This is a genomic window from Massilia sp. BAP21, assembly GCF_057801335.1.
This window is the reverse complement of record NZ_CM173596.1, coordinates 4,909,867-4,928,362: the sequence shown is the minus strand read 5'-3', so window position 1 is coordinate 4,928,362 and position 18,496 is coordinate 4,909,867. Positions and strand designations below refer to the sequence as shown.

Sequence of the window (18,496 nt, the reverse complement as noted above, 5' to 3'; positions counted from 1 at the left end):
TCGGTTCAGCGCGCAGCGCGCGCCAGGAAATCGCGGTACCAGCGCGCACTGTCCTTCAGCGTGCGGCGCTGGGTCTGGTAGTCGACGTGGACGATGCCGAAGCGCTTGGCATAGCCCGAGTTCCACTCGAAGTTGTCCAGCAAGCTCCACAGGAAATAGCCGCGCACGTCGACGCCTTCGCACATGGCCCGGTGCAGCGCCGCCAGGTGAGCCTGGACGAAGGCGATGCGTTCGGGGTCGTGCACGCTGCCGTTTTCGACCGCATCGGCGCGCGCCATGCCGTTCTCGGTGATGTACAGCGGCGGCAGCGGATATTCCGCCTTCAGCTTCAGCAGGAGTTCCGGCAAGCCTTCGGGATAGATTTCCCAGTCCATGTCCGTCGTGCCCAGCGGCGCGGGGGCAGGGCGGGGCGGGTCTTCGGCGCTGCACCAGGCGCGGAAGTAATAATTACAGCCGAGGAAGTCGAGCGGCTGGGCGATGATGTCGAAGTCGCCCTCCTGCACCCGGGGTGCATTCTCGCCGTAGCCGCGCAGGGCCAGTTCCGGGTAGCGCTTCTTGAAGATCGGGTCCATGAACCATTGCACCGAGCGCGCGTATTCCCATTCGGCCAGGGCGCGGTCGGCCTCGGAGTCGGTGGCCGGATCGGCGGTCCACTGGTTCAGCACGATGCCCAGCCGGGCCGAACCGGGGGCGGCGCGCATCGCCTGCATCGCCAGCCCGTGCGAGACCAGCAGGTGGTGCGACACCTGCACGCTCTGCTTCAGGTCAGCCACGCCGGGCGCGAACTGGGCATTGCCGTAGCCGAGGTTCGCCGTGCACCAGGGCTCGTTGTGAGTGGCGATCGCGGCGATGCGGTCGCCGAAGCGGCGCTTGACCTCGTAGGCATAGTCGGCGAAGCGGTGCGCGGTGTCGCGGTTCAGCCAGCCGCCGTCGTCCTGCAGGGCCTGGGGCAAGTCCCAGTGGTACAGGGTCAGGTGGGCCGCGATGCGTTTTTCGGCCAGGGCGTCGAGCAGGCGGTCGTAGAAGCCGAAGCCTGCCTCGTTCCAGGCGCCCTTGCCGCTGGGTTGCACGCGCGACCAGGCCATCGAGAAGCGGTAGGCGTCGACGTTCAGCCCGGCCAGCAGCTCGACGTCCTCGCGGTAGCGGTGGTAATGGTCGCAAGCGACCTTGCCGTCGCTGCCGTCCTTGATGGCGCCGGGGCGGGTGCAGAAGCTGTCCCAGATCGACGGCCCCTTGCCGTCGGCGCTGGACGCGCCCTCGATCTGGAAGGCACTGGTGGCGGTGCCCCAGACGAAGTCGCTCGGAAACTGCCGGGCAGAGATTGAAATCGGTTTCATACGTTAGCTCGTGGTTATGCTGGGATGTGCGCCGCCCTGGCCGATGCAGGTGGCCAAGGGCGATGCGGTAGTACGGAAAGGCGGGCGCCGGCCTAGAAATCGAAGCCGGTATTCAGGCCGACCGTGCGTGGCGGCTTGTACTGGGCCAGCCATGGGCCAAAGCCGTTGAAGGCGCTGGTCTTGATGCGCTTGTCGTTGACGTTGCGCACCCAGGCGTCGATCCACCAGCCGCGGCCATTCTGGTAGCGCAGGCCGACGTCGGCCGTGGTGTAGGCTTCCTGGCGGTCTTCCGGCCCCAGGTTGAACACGCTCAGCTCGGCATCGGTCTCGTAGTGGGCCGTGATGCGCGGCGACAGGGTGCCTTCGCTGCCGATGTGGAAGTTGTGCTGGTACTGGACCGTGGTCGAGAAGCGCGGCGCGTGCGGCATCTTGTTGCCGGTGACGTCGACGCAGGTTTCGATGGTGGTGTCCACCGTGCAGCGCGGCAGTGCGTAGTCGTTGGAACCGGCCACCAGGCGGCCGAGCTTGGCGTCGAGCAGGGCCAGCGTGACTTGCAGGCGCCCGTTGTCGCCGATGCGCGCCGCGATCTCGCTTTCCAGCCCCTTGACCTTGGCGCCTTCGGCATTCTCGATGGCCAGCCCGCGGTTGCCGTCAGAGAAGTTCACTGGCGAATTGAACTGGAAGTCCTTGAAGTCCGAATAGAACATCGCATTGTTGATGCGCAGGCCGCCGTTCAGGAAGGTGCTCTTGCTGCCGATCTCGTAGTTTGTCAGCGTTTCAGGCTGGTAGGGCAGCCCGCGGTCCTGCACGCCGCCGGATTTGTAGCCGGTGGCCACGCTCGCATACACCATATGGTTGCGGTCGATGTCGAAGTTCGCGCGCAGCAGGCCGGTGACCTTGCTGCCCTTGAACACGCCGTCGTTGCCCGGCACGCCGGCCACGAAACCCTGGCCCGGCACGCTCGGGTCGATCGACGGGTTCAGCGGAATCACCGCCAGGCCCGGCCCGCCGACCCAGTTGAAGGCGCGCCCGCCCACGTTCTCGCGGCGGTCGTGGGTATAGCGCACGCCGGCGGTCAGGTGCAGGGCGGCGTTCAAGTTCCAGGTGGCCTGGCCGAAGGCAGCCTTCGATTCCACGGTTTCCTCGGGCTGGATGAAGGAACCCTGCCAGCGGACCGTGCCGTCCTGGGTGCCGTCGAAGGCGGGGATGTCGAAGCGGATGTCGTTCTTTTCGGCCGCATAATACAGGCCGGCCTGCCAGTCGACGGTCTTGCTGCCGAGCGACTGCAGTTCGAGTTCATGGCTGTGGCTGCGGTAGTTCGAGTCGACCGTCGTGTGTTCCTGCCAGATGCCGCCCGAGCGGATGCTGGTCGGCAGCACCGAGCCGCCGTCCTGGTCGAAGCGCATCGAGCCGCGGTACTTCGAGAAGCCGGCAATATAGTGGAAGGCCAGGTCGGGGTTCAGGTCCCAGCTGAGGCGGCTGCGGATGTTGTGGCTGTCGCGGTCGATCCAGGGAGCGCTGTCGCTCAGCGTCGACCAGTGCTTCTGGCCCGGACGCGGGGTCTGCATCAGGTTGGCGCTCGGGGTGCCGCGGTCGGCAAAGTTTTCGTAGGCGATGTTCCAGCGCAGGTCGGGATTGATCTGCCACAGCAGGCTGACGCGGGCGGCGGTCTGGTTCTGGGCGCTGTATTTCTGGTTGCCGACCACGTAGTTGTTCGGGTTGATCGGGCGGAAGGCGGCCGGGTCGCCGCCGGCGGCCACAAAGGCGGCCTGCTGGTCCGCGAGCGGCACGCCGGGGAATTTCTGGTAATCGACGTAGCCGTCGTGCTGCTCGTGCACGATCGCAAAGCGCAGGGCTGCGTTATCGGACAGCGGCACATTGAAGGCGCCGCGCGCACCGTAGCGCTTGTAGTCGCCGATGCCGCCCTCGACATAGCCGGAACGGCTGTTCAGGGTCGGCTTCACGGTCTGGATGTTCACCGCGCCAACCGTCGAGTTGCGGCCCCAGAGGGTACCCTGCGGACCGCGCAGCACCTCGATGCCCTCGACGTCGAACAGCAGGGCGGTCGCGCCTTCGGCGCGCGGCGAATACACGTTGTCGACGAACGAGGCGACTTCCGGATCGGCGTACTGGGTCTTGGCGCTGTCGTTGCCGATGCCGCGCAGGGTCATGGTGGTAACGCCGTGGTCGCCCTGGGCGGTTGCCTGGAAGCCCGGCACCAGGGCCACCACGTCGAGCATGGTCTGGACGTGGTTGTCGGCCAGGGTGGCGGCGGAGAGCGCGGTGACGGCCACCGGGGTCTTTTGCAACGAGGTGTTGCGCTTGGTTGCGGTGATGCGCACTTCGGGGATGACGTTGGTGTCGGCAGCGGCGGGCTGCGGCACTGCAGCGGCGGCGTTCGCCTCCGGCGTCTGGTCGGCGGGAGCGGTCTGGGCGTGGGCGCTGGCGATGCCGGCCAGCAAGGTCAGGATGGCGAACTGGATCTGGGCGTTGACGTGCCGCCCGCGTTGCGGTGCAAGGGTTTCCATGGTTGTCTCCAATGTGGAATTATTGATTTGTGCGTCAGCCGGCAGCTTTTGTAAGAAATCGATTTCATCCGCCGTGAAAACGATTTCATGCTACATTTGGACTTATTCGAAAGTCAAACAAAATTTGCAACAGTGTTGCGGAGCGTGTTTTCTTAGACTTGGCAGTGCTGGCATGAAAGCGTTTCATGGAAGCGGCCGGCCGCTCTTGTGTGCGAACTAGCCGCGAACAGGTGTTGTAAAAAGGAGAAAAACCCGCGTGATATACTTCAGTCAACTAGCCGGCGACGGCGCCACGGTGCCTACACGATGAAGAACGACGACAGCAGTACCGCTACCCTGTACGAAGTCGCGAGTGCGGCGGGTGTGTCGCCGGCGACGGTGTCGCGCTTCCTGAACGGCACCGCCAAGGTGTCCGACGACAAGCGCAGGACCATCGAGCGCGTCATCGAGGAACTCAACTACAAGCCGAACCGCCTGGCGCAGAGCCTCAAGATGGGCAGCACCCGCACCATCGGCGTACTGACCCAGTCGCTCGAGAGCGGCTACTTCAGCCAGGCCATGATCGGCATCGAGGACGCCGTCAAGGCGTCGGGCTATGCGCTTCTCATCATGAGCGGCCACTGGCATGCCGACGAGGAAGCCGAACGCGTCGAGCTCCTGATCGGGCGCCGCGTCGACGGCGTCGCCATCCTCACCGGCAAGCTCAGCGACGAGCAGATCGTCGGCTATTCCCAGCGCGTGCCGATCGTCGCTTTTGGCCGCCAGCTCGAAGGCGAGCGCCTGATGAGCCTGCGCCTCGACAACTACCAGGGCGCCTGCGACGCTGTCGAGCACCTGGTGGAGCAGGGGCACCGCCGCATCGCCTTCATCACCGGCCCCGACGACCACGAGGATGCGCGCGCCCGCCTGGCCGGCTACCTCGACACCCTGGCGCGCCACAAGATCGCGGCCGATCCGGCGCTGGTCGTGCCGGGCGACTTCCAGGAATCGGGCGGGCTGCTGGCGGTGAACCAGCTGCTGGCCGAGAAGCAGAGCTTTACCGCCATCTTCGCCAGCAACGACCTGAGCGCCTATGGGGCGCGGCTGGCCCTGTACCGGCGCAGCATCCGCGTGCCGGACGACATCTCGATCGTCGGCTTCGACGACCTACACAGCTCGATGTACACGACGCCGCCGCTGACCACGGTGCGGCAGCCGCTGTACGAGGTGGGGAAGGGCATCGGACGCATGATGCTGGGGATGCTGGGCCAGAAGCAGGTGGACGTGGAGGCGCCGCAGCTGGGATTGATGGTGAGGGAGTCGGTGCGCAGGATTGCGTAGGGTGGGGCGGGAAGTGCGGGTGGAGGCGTGCGCCTCTGGCCTGGCGGCTCAGGTGTTGCGGGTGGGAGCGGAGGTCGGCTGGCGTGGCAGTGTGGAAGGCGTGCCAGGCCAGGGGGAAGGAAGACCGGATCGGCAAATGCTGTTTTCGGGCTGGATGCATCTGGTTCGGCTGTGCATTGAGCTCGCTTTGACTCCATGCTGGATGCGCGCCGGCTCCGCGCCGACTACTGATCAACGGCGCTAAAATTTGCTCGAACGTACGCGAAAAGCGCCTATTCCGCATCGAATATACAACTCGACATTACGCAAAATATTGTCGAGTTGGGTGACGCCAAGCTTCTTGGACTCCGTAGAGCAGGTCCCCGCCCGCGACCATGACTGTGTGTCGACTTTATTCAACAGCAGCGCGGACCCGACCGGAAGTGGTCCCTTGATCAAGCCAGCCTATGCGCGCTAGCGTCCGAACGGCCTCCATCGCAGATTTTCGTGTGATCGCGATTCGTTCCACAACCCCGGTCACGCCCCGAAACGCCGAAAACTTCCCTGTCGAATGCTGGGAAAAGCACCCGGATGCCATGCATGCACTCGCCATCACGCTCCCGACACAGAGCTTGCGCTCGGGTAGGAACAGCTAGGGGCTGGTCTGCAACCCGGGACGCGTTGAGCGCGTGCCAGCGCTTGCCAGGCTGTCTTGCGGCGAGCTGGCGGTACCTGGCGGATACCTTCATGCCGGCCGATCCCTTGGCTGCTTTGACCAAAGTTGGTTGTTCTTTATCGCCCATGAAAGCGTAGATGCTCCTGTAGCGTTCCCCGGCCACGTTGCTTGAGAACGCCGTGGCAGGATCGGTTTGGTGGTTTTCACCCGAACCAAATTGGCCGAGTGGTGCACGCTGACGCAGCTGATCTTCCCATTGGTGCGCTGGAACGTGAAACAGACGCGGTATTTCGGAAGCCCATCGCTTGCTAACCGTTCGTACAGTCGCGTGTCCTGCGCGAGAGCGGTCAGCGGCACCGTCCTCGGGAATGCGTACAGGATGGCATATCCATCCAACGACGTGTGATGCGCATGCTTGCATGGCTCCTGATGCGCAACCCGACCCCGGGCATACGCATTCGAGGTGCGGACGTTTTTACATACCTCGTCGTTCGGCCGTCCAGTGAAGTAAAAGTGGTCACCCCATGAACACGCAAAGCATTGATTCGTCAGTGCTTTTTTTTCGCCTGTTTCAAAATTACTTCATACTCGAATGAAGTAATTTTGAAACTCGCCAATGAGTGCACACTGCTGCCGAACTTCCGCACGAGAAAACCAGTCTAGAGACTATCGCGGCAAGCTAAACCACTGAATATTTGGATAAATTCCTCCGAAGTGTCCCAATTTTACTTCGAACTTCGACGCATTGTCGACCTGTTGACAGATTTCTATTAAGATATTTAAAAGTTAACTAGAACGAGGTGCAACATGATCGGTACAGGCATCGCGACGTTGGCGAATGAAAACAGGCTGGCGCCGCCACAGGCAGGGGCCGCTGGCGTGCTTCGGTCTGCACTTCTCTTGGCACAGCGGACAACGGAGTTTGACGGAGGCGTCGGGGGGCTTGTGCTGCCGGTCTGCTCGCGGGATCCGGGTCGTCAGCGAAAGGATGGTCATGGCACCTAACCCGCGCTTTGTACGTCCAGCGAGTAACGCCCGTAATTCGAAAGCCCATCGTTATGACGTGTTCGGTCCGAAGGTTAGCCGTGAACTTACGATTTTTGGCCGGCCCGCTTTGCTTGCGTGGACAAGTCTCGAAGCAGACCCAAGCGTCGAGACCTACTGCGAGAGGCCGCTAGTAATACCGGAAACGAGTCGTATTGTCGATTTCTGGGTTCGAAGGAAAGATAGCGAATGTTTTGTCATTCTGCTGAGACAATCCGAGCTGCCGGAAGAGGGCAAAATATCTCTGCCGAAGAAGGTGCAATCATGGCTCGACGCGAGTCGCACGCCGGTCGTACTCGTCGATCCTGCGGACGATGTGCGCCGCCTCGTACTACTGGAGAATTGGGGCTTGATTATCCGGGATCTTTCCGCGTTCGCCCGTTACGTTCCTCGGGCGCTTTCTGAAGAGGTCCATAAAGCGATAGAAGATGGCCTCGCTCTTGAGCAGCTCGAGCAAGACTTTGACGATCAGGACCCAGTGCTCGCCCGCGTTGCGCTCTTTTCTCTGCTACACCGAGGCCTGGCGCTTTGTCCGCAGCTTGAGCATTCTCCTCTCAATTCGTCAATGACGTTCACGCCTGCATGAAAAATCTTTCGTACGGCAAGTTGCGCTTCGATCGGGCGTCGATCCCGGATTTTCTTGCGGACCTGCAGACCTGGCCAAGTGTCGACCCATCCGCGTTGCGCGAAGAGGATCGGGCTCCTTTCAGAGCGCGCTGCGATGCGATAAAGGACTTTATCGAAGAGAAACACGTACCGGTCAACGCTATTTTGAAGAACACGGGGGTCTCGCGGTCCACCCTGTACCGGTTGATCGAGAAGTGCTGGCAAAAGCACGCGGACGGGAGAATTTATGGTTTTCGAGCCGTGATTCCATACGAACGGCTCGCGGATTATGAACGTCAGCAACGAGTCGACGGGGAACGGGAAGGATACAGCGGATGCGCAGGCGCCTTCGCACAGCTCCTCCGCGAACATCCTCCGATCGAAAAACTCTTGCTCAAGCGCGCCGTCGAACGAGTTCGGCCGATCAAGGGGCAGAAGAGGGCACGGCAAGTCCGGAAGCCGCTACGCGCGATCCACGACGAATTTATCAGAGCGTGCCGGGCCGAGAAGATCAAGTCCAACGAGTATCCATTTACTGAGCAGCGGCAGGGGTTTCGCACTATGCAGACCTACCTGAGAAAAATGAGCGCAAAAAAGTATCCAAACGCCGCAACCGACGCTGGAGGGCAGCGCACCGGTGCAGCACCAGGGGATGAGGAACAGGCGCCGGCAGCCACCCGGCCGTTCCAAGTAATCGAATTCGACGGTCATAAGCTGGATCTGCGTCTTACCATTAGGCTCAAGGACCCACTTGGCTTCGAGCGAACTCTCGAGCTTCACCGTATCTGGATCCTTGTCCTGCTCGACGTACAATCCCGCGCCGTGCTTGGCTACTCCCTTGCGTTCGGCAAGGAGTATAACAAGGACGACGTCGCTGCCGCATTGCAGTCGGCGCTTACTCCTTTTGTCCCTCGGAAGTACACAATTCCTGACCTCGAAATCGACGAAGGGGGAGGCTTTCCTTCGGCCGTATTTCCCGTGACCGCTTACGCGTGCTGGGATTGGTTTCGCTTCGATGGAGCCAAGTCGCACTTGGCAGCTGCAACCCTTGAGCGCCTGACCCAGATTGTCGGCTGCTGGACCGAGAACGGGCCGGCAGGCGAGCCAGATGCGCGACCGTTCATTGAGCGCTTCTTCCAGCTCCTTTCCCGCCATTTTGCGCACCGTTTTCCAGGAACCTTGGGAAATGATCCTGAATCCATCGAAAAAGCATTGGGCGACCCGGGGGGCGATATCTCGTTACTGATTGAGTACGAGGAGCTGGAACAGCTTATTGAAGTGGTGATTGCTAACTATAACGGCAGTGGTCACGGCGGACTCCTGGGTGTGACACCGTTAGCAGCAATGCGCCACTGGTTGCGCCGCAAGCCGTGTTATCTCCGCAGCCTGCCGCGCTTTCTCCGGTCCAGCCTTTGCCTGCTTCAGGAAGCGCGGGTGGTGCCGGTGAAGGGTTCCTTAAAGACGGGGGTACGCCCGCACATTAATTTCTCCAATGTCCGATATACCAGCAAGGAGTTAGCCGGAAATGCTGGGCTCATCAATAAAAAAATCCGGATTTATTATGATGTGCGCGACATTCGTACCGTCAAGGCGTTTTTCGAAGATGGAACCGAGCTGGGCATTCTGACCGCTGCCCGGCCCTGGAATGCGACGCCGCATTCCTTACGCCTCCGGCAGCAAATTTTCCGCGAGATCGAGGAAGGCAAGCTCGTAGTAAAGGATGGCATGGACCCCATCGAAGCTTGGGAGAGAAAGAGGTGGAGCGAAGCGCGCACGAGCAAGCGAGCTGCAAATGCACTAGCGCAGGCACACGTCAACGGCAGACAGGTGATGCCGGCTGCAGAGCCGAATCCAGCCGAGCACCCTGAAGGTCCGGACAGCCCCGAAGGGGAAGGCTCGACTGCACCTCTCGCTCCCGCAGCGACTGAGGATTCGCCCACCGCTACACCGGCGACAGAGGCGCCCCTCGTTCCAGTACCAGAGCCAGCGCCCCCGGACGAGGTGCCCACGGCGCAACCCCGCGTGCTAAAAATTCGCCGCATTGTTACCTTTTAGGAGCGTTGGGTGAAAAACGACATCCGCCCCGTAAGCGTCGACGAACACCCGATGACGCTGAAGACGTACATTGTGCCTACCCCAACGATCGACGCGCTCGTCGAACGGGTGAAAAAACTGATCCGCCTCCGCACTCCCGGTGCGATCATTTACGGATTTCCTCGTTTTGGTAAGACCTACAGTATCCGGTACGTGATCAGCACGTTGCGGGTGGATTTTCCCAAGTCTGTCTTTATCAGTTTTGGCTGCGAGAAGAAAAAGACACCCTCTGAGGACGCGTTTTTCACTAACTTGCTCATTGGCGCAGGGCATAAGCACCTGGGCGGAACGAATCCCAGAAAACGCGTGCGCTTGATAGAGAAAATTTGCGAGATGGTAGACGGCTCTGGTTATAACTGGGTCGTCTTCTTTGCCGACGAGGCGCAGCGGCTCGATGTCATCGAATATGAATGGTTACGTGATGTGCACGATAGCCTCGAGCGCAAAGGAATCAGGATGCTGACCCTGTCAGTCGGCCAACCGCAACTGCTCAACGTCAAAAGCGCACTCCGCCAGAGCGGCCACACGCAGATCGTCCTGCGATTCATGATCACGGAAATGCGCTTTGACGGGTTGCGCTCACCAGACGATTTTGCCACGTGCCTCCAGGCGTACGACGAGGCAGAATATCCGCTGGGTAGTGGCTGGACATATACACGCTTTTTCTTTCCGGAGGCATGGTCGGCCGGCCTACGGCTTGTAGACCAGGCGGGGCAGCTTTGGGCTGCCTTTAACAGGGCGCACCGTCTTGCGGGATTCAACTTCGAGATGGAGGTGCCGATGCAGTACTTCGCGTACGCGGTTGAAATAGCATTCTCCGAAAAAATGGGATTGGATGGGCCGACCTTCGAATTTACTTCCGAGATTTGGGACGAGGCGGTACTTGAGGCAAGCTATGTCTTGGCTCAAGAGGAGTTGCATCATGGGAGCACGTCGGCGGATCTGGTGGAGGTCGAATGACGGTCCGAATCATTCTCGACACCGTGCGGCCACCAGAAACCAGCTGGTGTTGGCGCAATGACTGGTATAGCGGCATGTGCTCTGCGTATGCACTGGTTCTCAAATTCGGTATGTTAAACGCGGTTTCCGGAAAAGAGATCGCCAAAGCGTTCATTAGCAGGAAGTGTGGGATCAAGAGCGAAACCTGTGCGAACCCGAACGTGGATCTGCGCGACGCAAGACTTTTTGATATCGAAATAATGGCGGAGGCCTTTCGAATTCCGCCGAGAGAAGTGCGTGCCACATTCCTTTTTGAGCTGCTGCCTAAAAGCGGCACCAAATCGAGCGAACACTTGCGCTGGTGCGAAGCATGCATGGCCCGCGGATTTCATACGCCCATCTTCCAGATGACCCTTGTTTCCGCTTGTCCTATTCATCAGATGGCTTTGCGGACATTCTGTCGCTGGTGCGGGCAGTCCATACCGTATCGGCTGCGCCAGGATCTTCTGGCCATGCCGTTCTGTTGCCCCCATTGCAAGGCGGATATGGCACCCGGCCTGCGCGACGCACGCGCGAGCGTCCTGGTGCCACGCCCGCGTGAGCGCATCGCGCTTGGGGAGACCGTGGCATTTCTTCGGCTTGAAGAGGAAACCGTGCTTGCCAAGATGGAGATGGAACGCCGGGTGCAGCAATACGGACAGGGCGAACTGATCTTCTCGAGGCCCAGCGCGGACGGCCGGATGTCGCGCTATATCGGGTTTGTATCGCAAGTAATCGATCATCTGCGCTTTGCCAAAGTGAAGGCTCAGGCCACACTAGCGATGGAAGCGTTGGAACGAGCGGAGCGAGGAATGCCGGCGGCGGCGCACCCGGACGATGAAGATCCGGCGCTACAATACCCGTCCTGGGGGAATCAGATCGAACACATGAGTAACAGCGAGACCGTCGGGGAGCCGCGCGGAGAAGCTGAGATGCGGTCGGTTACCACGGTGTACCAGGCGGTCCGCCGCCATCTGTGGAAGCATGTCATTCGGCGACACAGGCGTTGCGTGATCGCTGCGGCGCGCCACCTGTGGTGGCGGACGGACGAGGAGACCACTGCGAGCTTTTGCCCGGTCGCCGAGGCGTACATCAGATGGCGGATGTCGTGGGAGGGATGCGGGACACCGCGTTACCTGTTCGGGGCGCCCCGGCGTGCGTTTTACGGGGTGCTTGGATGGGTTTCGTCTCGACCCTCACCATGCCCGAGTCATTGGTCTCGTCCGACGCAGCATTGGGTGATCGATCACATTTTCGCAAACGCCTGCGTGGAAAGCTTCCGTGAGCGGCTTGCCGATGCAATGGAAAACGATGCCAAAGGCACCATTCACTGGAAAGGCGCATTCCGTCCGGTGCGCTACGACACATACTGGGCCGTGACCGGCTCGGATGTGCAGGGAGACCCGACCGTCGTTTACCTTCGCTGCCCAATGCCGCACCCGGCTGCGGCCTATGGTTTGCCAGGAGGGCGGCAACATCGAAAAACCCACTTGGCTCAGCTGGCGACTATTGTGCGATAGGCAGTCACAAGGAACTACGTTTTCCGCTGTACGGTACACGCAACCGCGTCTGCTATTCGAGATAGGAGGCAGCCGCGATCATCCTTGGTGCGTCGTCCGGATGATGTGTCCGCCGGGTCCAATTCCCTGGGACTTACTGAGACCGACAGCTCCGCGGCAAGGTGTTTTTCGAAAGCCAAACCTGACCCACGGTCGGCAGCTCATCTATCATTCAACCGATGGGCAAACTCCACATGAGGCCCCACCGACTGGCCAGTCAGCATCTCGAACGACGTGTTTCCATCCCCAAGCACCTTATCGAAGAGGATGCTGCTCATCCACGATTCCGTAAGCGGCGCAGGCCGCTGCCATGGCCGTATTGCCTTGTTGTTGCCTAAACGGTAATCAAAGTAGCGCCGCAGGTTTCCAGGAATCATATTGTAGACATGCTGGCGCGCGTAAGTCTTTTCTTGCGCAAGAGCTGCCATATCCTTCAACACATAAAAAATCACGTTCCACACTTGCCCGATGGAGTAGTGCGTCAGGAAGTCGTGAACGACGGCCGCGACTTTTGGAGAATAGATATCGGGCTGGAAGAAACGGTACCGTTCACACTGTTTGAGGAAGTACCGGCGGCACTCGCTCTCGGCGACCATGAACCAGAGCTGTTCAACGGCGTCCGGCTCGGGGTCGTCGAGGCGCGTAAGCAGTAGGGAAAAGACCTCCTTCATGGAGCGCCCGGATGCATCGGGAGCCAGTACCCAACCGACACTTTCGAAAGAAAAGTTGATGGCTCCGTCCTCATCGCGGATCGTGAATACCCGAGGGTCGGAGGCAGGGTCGGGAGAAATGATCCTGTCTTCGTATAGCGTCTTATAGACACGCTGCGACAGGTCCGGTGTCGGCCCCAGTTCTCCTGGCTGCGAGTCCATTGAGGCTAGCCGGTTACCCTCCCATCCGGCATTGGCAGCGACCAGCGCACTGTACAGGAAAAACGACTGCACATAACTCAGTTCTGAGTACTCAATAGGGGAGGCGTCTGTCTGGACACGCGACAGAGCCTGCGTTATCCGAGCAGTGTGCTGCGCCAAGACGATTTCATTGGCCCTCCTGTCCGTAGCGAGCGCAGCCGCCGCACAGGATCCGCACCGGTTCACGCCCCGGTAGTAAGCGGAGCCGATAGGCCTGCGACTAGATGGCGAATACTGGCTTCTATTCCGTACCTCCAGCGGAACACCGCATCCGGCACAGGGGAAATGACGTAAGTAGGCGCGGCAACTCGACTTCAGAATCTCAAGCATTTTGGGTTGGCTGATTCCCGATTCATGCAGGATCGCGTCGAATTTCTCAGTCCATGCGCCCTCAGTAACAGCCCAGTACCTGAGGCACAAGGTTTGATGAAGAGGATCATCGGTGAGGAAACAGAGGAAAGGAATGCTGGTTGACATCGTTAAAGAATGGAGCAAGGAAGGTGTGCGCCGGCCATCAGGCAGTAGCGAAGCTACTCGAATTGCAGGCCCGCGCAACACGCAAAATGATGACTATAGTCCGAAGACGAAATGATACAGCAAGGACATGATTTCTCCTACGTAACGGGAGAAATCATTGGATCCAGGGCTGGCGTTTGGAAAAGTTTTGCGTGTAGTGCGGAAGAAAGCGGGCCTGACCCAAGAACAGCTGGGTCACGCTGCAGAGGTTGACCGAACATTCGTCAGCCTGATGGAGCGCGGCGAGCGACAGCCGACGGTGCGTGTGCTATTCAAGCTCGCTGCCGCCTTGCAGGTGACGCCGGCGCGACTGATCCAGCTCACCCAGGACATGGCGGAGCAGGACTTAGCCGGTAGCCCATGATCGTTACGAGGTCCCGCGCACCCGGCAACGGTATCACGACAATATACGGCTACCAGCCGATCCGGTGTTTTTCTTCCGTTTCAGCATGGCGGGCGTCGTCGGACGAATGCAGGTAAGTGTTCGTTGTGCTAATCGACTCGTGGCCCAGGTTATCGCGAACGTGGCGGAGGTCGACATCGTTGTTCGCCATATGCGACCCCGCGGTATGGCGCAGCCAGTGCGCTGACGCCTGGGTTACGCGGGCGGCGGCAGGTGCGTGTTCAGGACCTCGCTGACGGAGTCGATCCGCGGTTTTGGCGAACAGCGCCTTGAAGATCTCATGTACGCCACCGCGCGACATCGGTCGAGGGTTTCCGCCTATCGGTAGGAGTAGTGGCGTCGCTTCTCCAGGAACGGGGTACGGCTGAAGGCCCAACTCACGTCGGTAACGGGCCAACTCGACCATTAGCTCGTCGGTCGCCGGCACGATGCGCAATTTGTCGCCTTTGCCGAGCACTTCCAGCCACCAGCGCTCTTCGCCGTCGCGGTCGCGGCGCCGGAAAAAGCCTCCCATGCTGTTGCTGGTGATTTCAGAGATACGCAACCCACAGACGTAACAGAGCGAGACCAGCCAGCGTAGCCGCAAATAGTGTTCGCGCTCACGCGGCGTCTCCCGCGGCAGCGTGTCTACGGTCATTTTTACTTCATTCCACAGCTCGTCGTCGAGATAGCGAGAAATTCTTGGCGCAGATCGCCGTCGGCGCTCACGCGACAGAGCAAGAGGATTACCGGCTAGATAGCCTGCGTTGACGAGCCACGAAAAGAGGGTATTCAGGATAACCGCCGCCTGACGCTGGCTCGACGCCGACAGCGGCCCGGCAAACGGCCGCCACCCCGGATCTGTCCGCGGGAATTTTCGACCTTCTGCGGCGATCCAGCGAGTCGCGGGCGTCGGGTTCCGCAGAAACAGCTGGTACTCGAGCCAATCCTCGTGGGTCAGTGAAGAAAGTGGTTTGCCCAGTTGGAGCGTGCACCAAAGCAGCAGGCGCTCGGCCTCCTTGCGATAGTTGTCGAAGGTGGTCCGCTTTTCCAGAAAACGGGCCAGCCAGGCCTTGATCGCGTCGATGTCATTATTTGCTCGTATCTGGGATGTGCCGGCGCGTGCGCGGTTGGTCCCCTGGGAGCCGTCGAGCTGCCCGGGAATGGTGATGATCTCGAGAGGAGCGACCACGGCTGGCGACGGGATGACGGAATTTGAAGGGGGCATGACGAATGTTAGTTAATACAGCCGCTTGTGGCCACTGTCGGAATTGCGCTCAACGCAGACGACCCTGATCCTACCCGAAGCCAAGCGACAGCCTGGATTGTATGCCGGGATTTCGTGCGCAGACCAGGGCTTCGCGAGCGGCGTCTGAACCGGCAGGGTCGAAGGGCCACATCGAGCACGTGCACGGGTCGTCCAGTCCTTGCCTCCAAGCCGAGTCAGCGCTTCGAGCATGGGCGAGGGATATTTGCTTCCTTGACCATGCTGTTCGATACCGGACCGAACAAGGCACTCAGGACTAGATGTTGTCCGTAAGTACCGCTAACTGTTCCAACTTTGAGCTCTGACTGCGACCGAGCAATGTACTTAAGGTTGCTTACGAGCGGGATGGTAGGCGACGGGATCAACGACGCGCCGGCGTTGGCCAAGGCGAATATCGGCTTCGCCATGGGGGCGGCCGGCACGGATACGGCGATTGAAACAGCCGACGTCGCGCTCATGGATGACGACCTGCGCAAGATCCCTCAGTTCATCCGATTGAGCAGGCAGGCCAGTGCCATCTTGAAGCAAAACATCGTTACCGCCCTTTCAATCAAGGCGGTGTTCCTGGGACTGGCGATTGCGGGATCGGCCACCCTGTGGATGGCAGTGTTTGCGGACATGGGCGCGAGCCTGCTGGTGGTCTTCAATGGACTGCGGCTGCTCAAGTTCAGTGGAGCACGCGGCGGGACGTAAGCAGGCGCGTCCGCTTCCAGACGCCTATTCTGGGACCTTGTCGGCGGCTTACTTGTTGACTGGGTAGTTCGCCGGCTGCAAAGCGCGCTCGACCAACTCGATCAGGATATGGATGACCTTGATATGCAGCTCCTGCACCCGGTCCGCGTATCGGCCCGCACTTGTACAGATGCATACGTCGGCATTCTGTTCGAGCTGCGACCCTGACCGCCCAGTCAGGCCGATCACCTTCATTCCGCGCGCACGGGCAGCCTGGGCAGCCAACACGACTGATGGGCTGCTGCCGCTCGTGCTGATTGCGAACAGGACGTCGCCATCGCCGCCGTTACCCTGGACGAAGCGGGCAAACACCTGGTCGTAGCCGTAGTCGTTGGCCACACAGCTGATATAGCTCGGGTCGCTGATGGCCACGGCTGCCATCGCTGGGCGATCCTCGCGGAATCGCCCCGACAGCTCTTCGGCCAAATGCATCGCATCGCACATCGAGCCACCGTTTCCGCACGAGATGACGCGGCGTCCGCTGCGCAATGCGTCGATCAACAGGGAGGCGCCGGCCTGAATATTGCCGAGTTGGGTATCATCGCTGATGAGGCGGTCGAGCGCGTCGCGTGCCTCGACGAGGTTGGCCCTGATATGGTCGATCATCGCTTTTCTCCTTCGTGCTCGTCGTGGTCGGCGTGCTCGTGTGCCAGCGTAGGCCCGAAGCTGTGCTCTTCAGCCGCCTGTTCACAGGGCGTCGTTTCGATCTGGATGGTGCTGTGATGGATATCGTACTCGCGCGCCACGAGTTCGCGGATCGCCATCAGCAGAGCTTGCGGGTCTGCGACAGCAGTACCCTGAACGACGTGCACGGTCAGGCTGGCTTTTCCGCTGGTGATCGACCATACATGCAGGTCGTGAACGCTGGCCACGCCCGGCACTCGCGCAATTGCATCCTTGACGTCGGCAATGCCCAGTCCCTCTGGCACCCCCTCGAGCAGCACGTTCATGCTTGCCTTGAGCAGCGTCCAAGTACGTGGCAGCACCCACAGCCCGATCGCAACGGCAATCACCGAATCGACCCAGGTCCAGCCGGTGTAGCGAATAACGAGCGCACCAATGATCACGCCAATCGAACCGAGCATGTCGCTCCAGACTTCCAGATAGGCGCCCTTGACGTTCAGGCTGCTGTCCTTGCCGCTCGAGAGCAGGCGCATGCTAACGAGGTTCACGACCAGGCCGAAAGCGGCAACCATCAGCATCGTTCCCGACTGAATTTCCGGTGGATTGTGCAGTCGCTGGTAAGCCTCGTAAAGGATGTAGATCGCCACCGCGAACAGCAGCATGGCGTTGAAAGCGGCCGCCAGGATCTCGAAGCGGTAGTACCCGAATGTCCGGTTGCTGTCTGCCGGGCGTTTGCCGATGCGGATTGCGGCCAGTGAAATTGCCAGCGCCGCGCTGTCGGTAAACATGTGCGCTGCATCCGAGATTAGCGCCAGGCTGTTGGTAAGGATGCCGCCGATAATTTCAGCGATGAGGAAGGCGGTCGTAAGGCCGAGGGCAATCCAGAGTGGTCGTTCGTTCTGGCCCGGCTGTGCTGCATGTGAATGTCCTGAACCCATTGTTTTCCCCTTATATAGTAATTACGGTTGTGCTGACAAATTAGAGAAGCGAGACCCTCGCGGAGAGTTCGGCACGCTTCCTGCCGCTCGCCCGCGATACGGACGGGCGCCAAGGACGCCGGAGGATTGCTATTTTTTCTTCGCGCTGCGTGCTGAGCCCTTCCTTTTCTTCTTGTTTGCCGGATTGTTGCGGTCCTTGTATTTGAGCCAACCGAAAAACACCATCATCAGGCCAAAGAAAATCAGGCTGCTGATTCCAACTACTTCGATGAGCTGACCACGTATCGGATCGGGCAGCTGTTGTTGTAGTTTCATTGTTCGTCTCCTTGCGATTGCGTTCAACGCTTTGTCTCTCTAGCAGCGAATCAGTCCAGAATCCGGCCAAGATGGAGCACGGTACGTGCGCACAGCATCAGTACGATGCTCAGCCCGGCAAGTGCGTCCAGCTTTCCTGCCTCAACGCCCAGTGGGCTGAACGCGACACAAAACGCCAGCACGGCCGGCGCTCCGGACAGCATTGCATCGACCGCGCGCCCTCTACGTCCAGGACCGCCAGGCCGCAAAGCCAGCGCAGCGGTAGTCGTAGCGGCCAGCGCTCCCGGTATCGCGAAGCCTGCTATTGCCAGGGCATTGAGCGGCTCTGCGTGAAACATGCCGTGTGCGCCCATGGCGGTAACGCATATAGCCAGTGGCAGGCAACATGCCCAAACGAAGAGCTGGACAAGTGAACACAGTGCGTCGCCCGACCTGATTCGGGATTGCCCTGCATCCTTGTTGTCAAATAGCAGGCGGAAACCGAGGCTTGCTGCGTGATGCGAGGCAGCTCCCATGAGGACGACGCTTTCCAGAACGACTCCTCCAGTCATGCAGCTCAGGAGCGCCGTTCCGTGCGCAGCAAGGTCCAGCCCGAAAAGCCGGCGTGTGCCTGGTGACCTCCGACCTGGGGTGTCTTCACGCATTTCATCCTCCTCAGCCGGGCCGCAAGGATTTCTCGCGGCCCGGCAG

14 protein-coding genes and 1 pseudogene are annotated in these 18,496 nt (G+C 60.3%); 7 read left to right on the top strand and 8 right to left on the bottom strand.

The features are described from left to right. Positions 1–5 precede the first annotated feature (5 nt). The gene (locus ACWYRN_RS21710) at positions 6–1,337 is read right to left on the bottom strand and encodes a GH1 family beta-glucosidase (protein ID WP_488689779.1); all 1,332 of its coding nucleotides are present in this window, start codon (positions 1,335–1,337) and stop codon (positions 6–8) included. A gap of 92 nt (positions 1,338–1,429) precedes the next feature. Further along, positions 1,430–3,865 (bottom strand): TonB-dependent receptor, encoded by a 2,436-nt coding sequence (locus tag ACWYRN_RS21705; protein ID WP_488689777.1) that lies wholly within the window; start codon positions 3,863–3,865, stop codon positions 1,430–1,432. 306 nt (positions 3,866–4,171) lie between these two features. On the opposite strand from ACWYRN_RS21705, the gene ACWYRN_RS21700 reads away from it, so the two are divergent. From ACWYRN_RS21700 to ACWYRN_RS21680, 5 genes are all read left to right on the top strand, one after another. Beyond that, on the top strand, positions 4,172–5,185 hold the full coding sequence (locus ACWYRN_RS21700) for a LacI family DNA-binding transcriptional regulator (RefSeq protein ID WP_488689776.1): 1,014 nt from the start codon (positions 4,172–4,174) through the stop codon (positions 5,183–5,185). A gap of 1,649 nt (positions 5,186–6,834) precedes the next feature. Then, positions 6,835–7,470, top strand: coding sequence for a hypothetical protein (locus ACWYRN_RS21695; protein ID WP_290423434.1), 636 nt, complete (start codon positions 6,835–6,837; stop codon positions 7,468–7,470). Further along, positions 7,467–9,545, top strand: coding sequence for a Mu transposase C-terminal domain-containing protein (locus tag ACWYRN_RS21690; protein ID WP_290423433.1), 2,079 nt, complete (start codon positions 7,467–7,469; stop codon positions 9,543–9,545). Before ACWYRN_RS21695 ends, ACWYRN_RS21690 begins: the two co-directional genes overlap by 4 nt. Positions 9,546–9,554: 9 nt before the next feature. Further along, positions 9,555–10,544 (top strand): AAA family ATPase, encoded by a 990-nt coding sequence (locus ACWYRN_RS21685; RefSeq protein ID WP_290423432.1) that lies wholly within the window; start codon positions 9,555–9,557, stop codon positions 10,542–10,544. Then, entirely contained in the window at positions 10,541–12,082 is a 1,542-nt protein-coding gene (locus ACWYRN_RS21680) for a hypothetical protein (RefSeq protein ID WP_290423431.1), read from the top strand. Before ACWYRN_RS21685 ends, ACWYRN_RS21680 begins: the two co-directional genes overlap by 4 nt. A 200-nt stretch (positions 12,083–12,282) precedes the next feature. Here the strand turns inward: ACWYRN_RS21680 and ACWYRN_RS21675 are convergent, their stop codons facing one another. Then, the gene (locus ACWYRN_RS21675; RefSeq protein ID WP_290423430.1) at positions 12,283–13,152 is read right to left on the bottom strand and encodes a hypothetical protein; all 870 of its coding nucleotides are present in this window, start codon (positions 13,150–13,152) and stop codon (positions 12,283–12,285) included. 514 nt (positions 13,153–13,666) lie between these two features. Between ACWYRN_RS21675 and ACWYRN_RS21670 the strand changes: the two genes are divergently transcribed. Beyond that, the gene (locus tag ACWYRN_RS21670; protein WP_290423429.1) at positions 13,667–13,912 is read left to right on the top strand and encodes a helix-turn-helix domain-containing protein; all 246 of its coding nucleotides are present in this window, start codon (positions 13,667–13,669) and stop codon (positions 13,910–13,912) included. Between the two features lie 49 nt (positions 13,913–13,961). On the opposite strand, the gene ACWYRN_RS21665 is transcribed toward ACWYRN_RS21670, so the two are convergent. Next, positions 13,962–15,158: a tyrosine-type recombinase/integrase gene (locus tag ACWYRN_RS21665; RefSeq protein ID WP_290423428.1), complete on the bottom strand. Its 1,197-nt coding sequence runs from the start codon at positions 15,156–15,158 to the stop codon at positions 13,962–13,964. Positions 15,159–15,539: 381 nt separating this feature from the next. On the opposite strand from ACWYRN_RS21665, the pseudogene ACWYRN_RS21660 reads away from it, so the two are divergent. Continuing rightward, positions 15,540–15,890: pseudogene (locus ACWYRN_RS21660) on the top strand (heavy metal translocating P-type ATPase); the annotation flags it as partial. A 48-nt stretch (positions 15,891–15,938) separates the two neighbouring features. Here ACWYRN_RS21660 and ACWYRN_RS21655 read toward each other — a convergent pair. From ACWYRN_RS21655 to ACWYRN_RS21640, 4 genes are all read right to left on the bottom strand, one after another. After that, the gene (locus ACWYRN_RS21655) at positions 15,939–16,535 is read right to left on the bottom strand and encodes an SIS domain-containing protein (RefSeq protein ID WP_290423427.1); all 597 of its coding nucleotides are present in this window, start codon (positions 16,533–16,535) and stop codon (positions 15,939–15,941) included. Then, positions 16,532–17,491 (bottom strand): cation diffusion facilitator family transporter, encoded by a 960-nt coding sequence (locus ACWYRN_RS21650; RefSeq protein ID WP_290423426.1) that lies wholly within the window; start codon positions 17,489–17,491, stop codon positions 16,532–16,534. The genes ACWYRN_RS21655 and ACWYRN_RS21650 overlap by 4 nt, the downstream gene beginning before the upstream one ends. Positions 17,492–17,620: 129 nt before the next feature. Next, complete coding sequence (locus ACWYRN_RS21645) at positions 17,621–17,806, bottom strand: hypothetical protein (RefSeq protein ID WP_290423425.1); 186 nt, start codon at positions 17,804–17,806, stop codon at positions 17,621–17,623. A gap of 50 nt (positions 17,807–17,856) precedes the next feature. Further along, positions 17,857–18,450: a hypothetical protein gene (locus tag ACWYRN_RS21640; RefSeq protein WP_290423424.1), complete on the bottom strand. Its 594-nt coding sequence runs from the start codon at positions 18,448–18,450 to the stop codon at positions 17,857–17,859. Positions 18,451–18,496: the final 46 nt, after the last annotated feature.

Excerpts from the sequence above, each read along its gene's own strand:
- ACWYRN_RS21665 (WP_290423428.1), bottom strand. The coding sequence starts at position 15,158 with ATGCCCCCTTCAAATTCCGTCATCCCGTCGCCAGCCGTGGTCGCTCCT.
- ACWYRN_RS21650 (WP_290423426.1), bottom strand. The coding sequence starts at position 17,491 with ATGGGTTCAGGACATTCACATGCAGCACAGCCGGGCCAGAACGAACGA.
- ACWYRN_RS21695 (WP_290423434.1), top strand. The coding sequence starts at position 6,835 with ATGGCACCTAACCCGCGCTTTGTACGTCCAGCGAGTAACGCCCGTAAT.
- ACWYRN_RS21700 (WP_488689776.1), top strand. The coding sequence starts at position 4,172 with ATGAAGAACGACGACAGCAGTACCGCTACCCTGTACGAAGTCGCGAGT.
- ACWYRN_RS21705 (WP_488689777.1), bottom strand. The coding sequence starts at position 3,865 with ATGGAAACCCTTGCACCGCAACGCGGGCGGCACGTCAACGCCCAGATC.
- ACWYRN_RS21710 (WP_488689779.1), bottom strand. The coding sequence starts at position 1,337 with ATGAAACCGATTTCAATCTCTGCCCGGCAGTTTCCGAGCGACTTCGTC.
- ACWYRN_RS21680 (WP_290423431.1), top strand. The coding sequence starts at position 10,541 with ATGACGGTCCGAATCATTCTCGACACCGTGCGGCCACCAGAAACCAGC.
- ACWYRN_RS21655 (WP_290423427.1), bottom strand. The coding sequence starts at position 16,535 with ATGATCGACCATATCAGGGCCAACCTCGTCGAGGCACGCGACGCGCTC.
- ACWYRN_RS21645 (WP_290423425.1), bottom strand. The coding sequence starts at position 17,806 with ATGAAACTACAACAACAGCTGCCCGATCCGATACGTGGTCAGCTCATC.
- ACWYRN_RS21640 (WP_290423424.1), bottom strand. The coding sequence starts at position 18,450 with ATGCGTGAAGACACCCCAGGTCGGAGGTCACCAGGCACACGCCGGCTT.
- ACWYRN_RS21690 (WP_290423433.1), top strand. The coding sequence starts at position 7,467 with ATGAAAAATCTTTCGTACGGCAAGTTGCGCTTCGATCGGGCGTCGATC.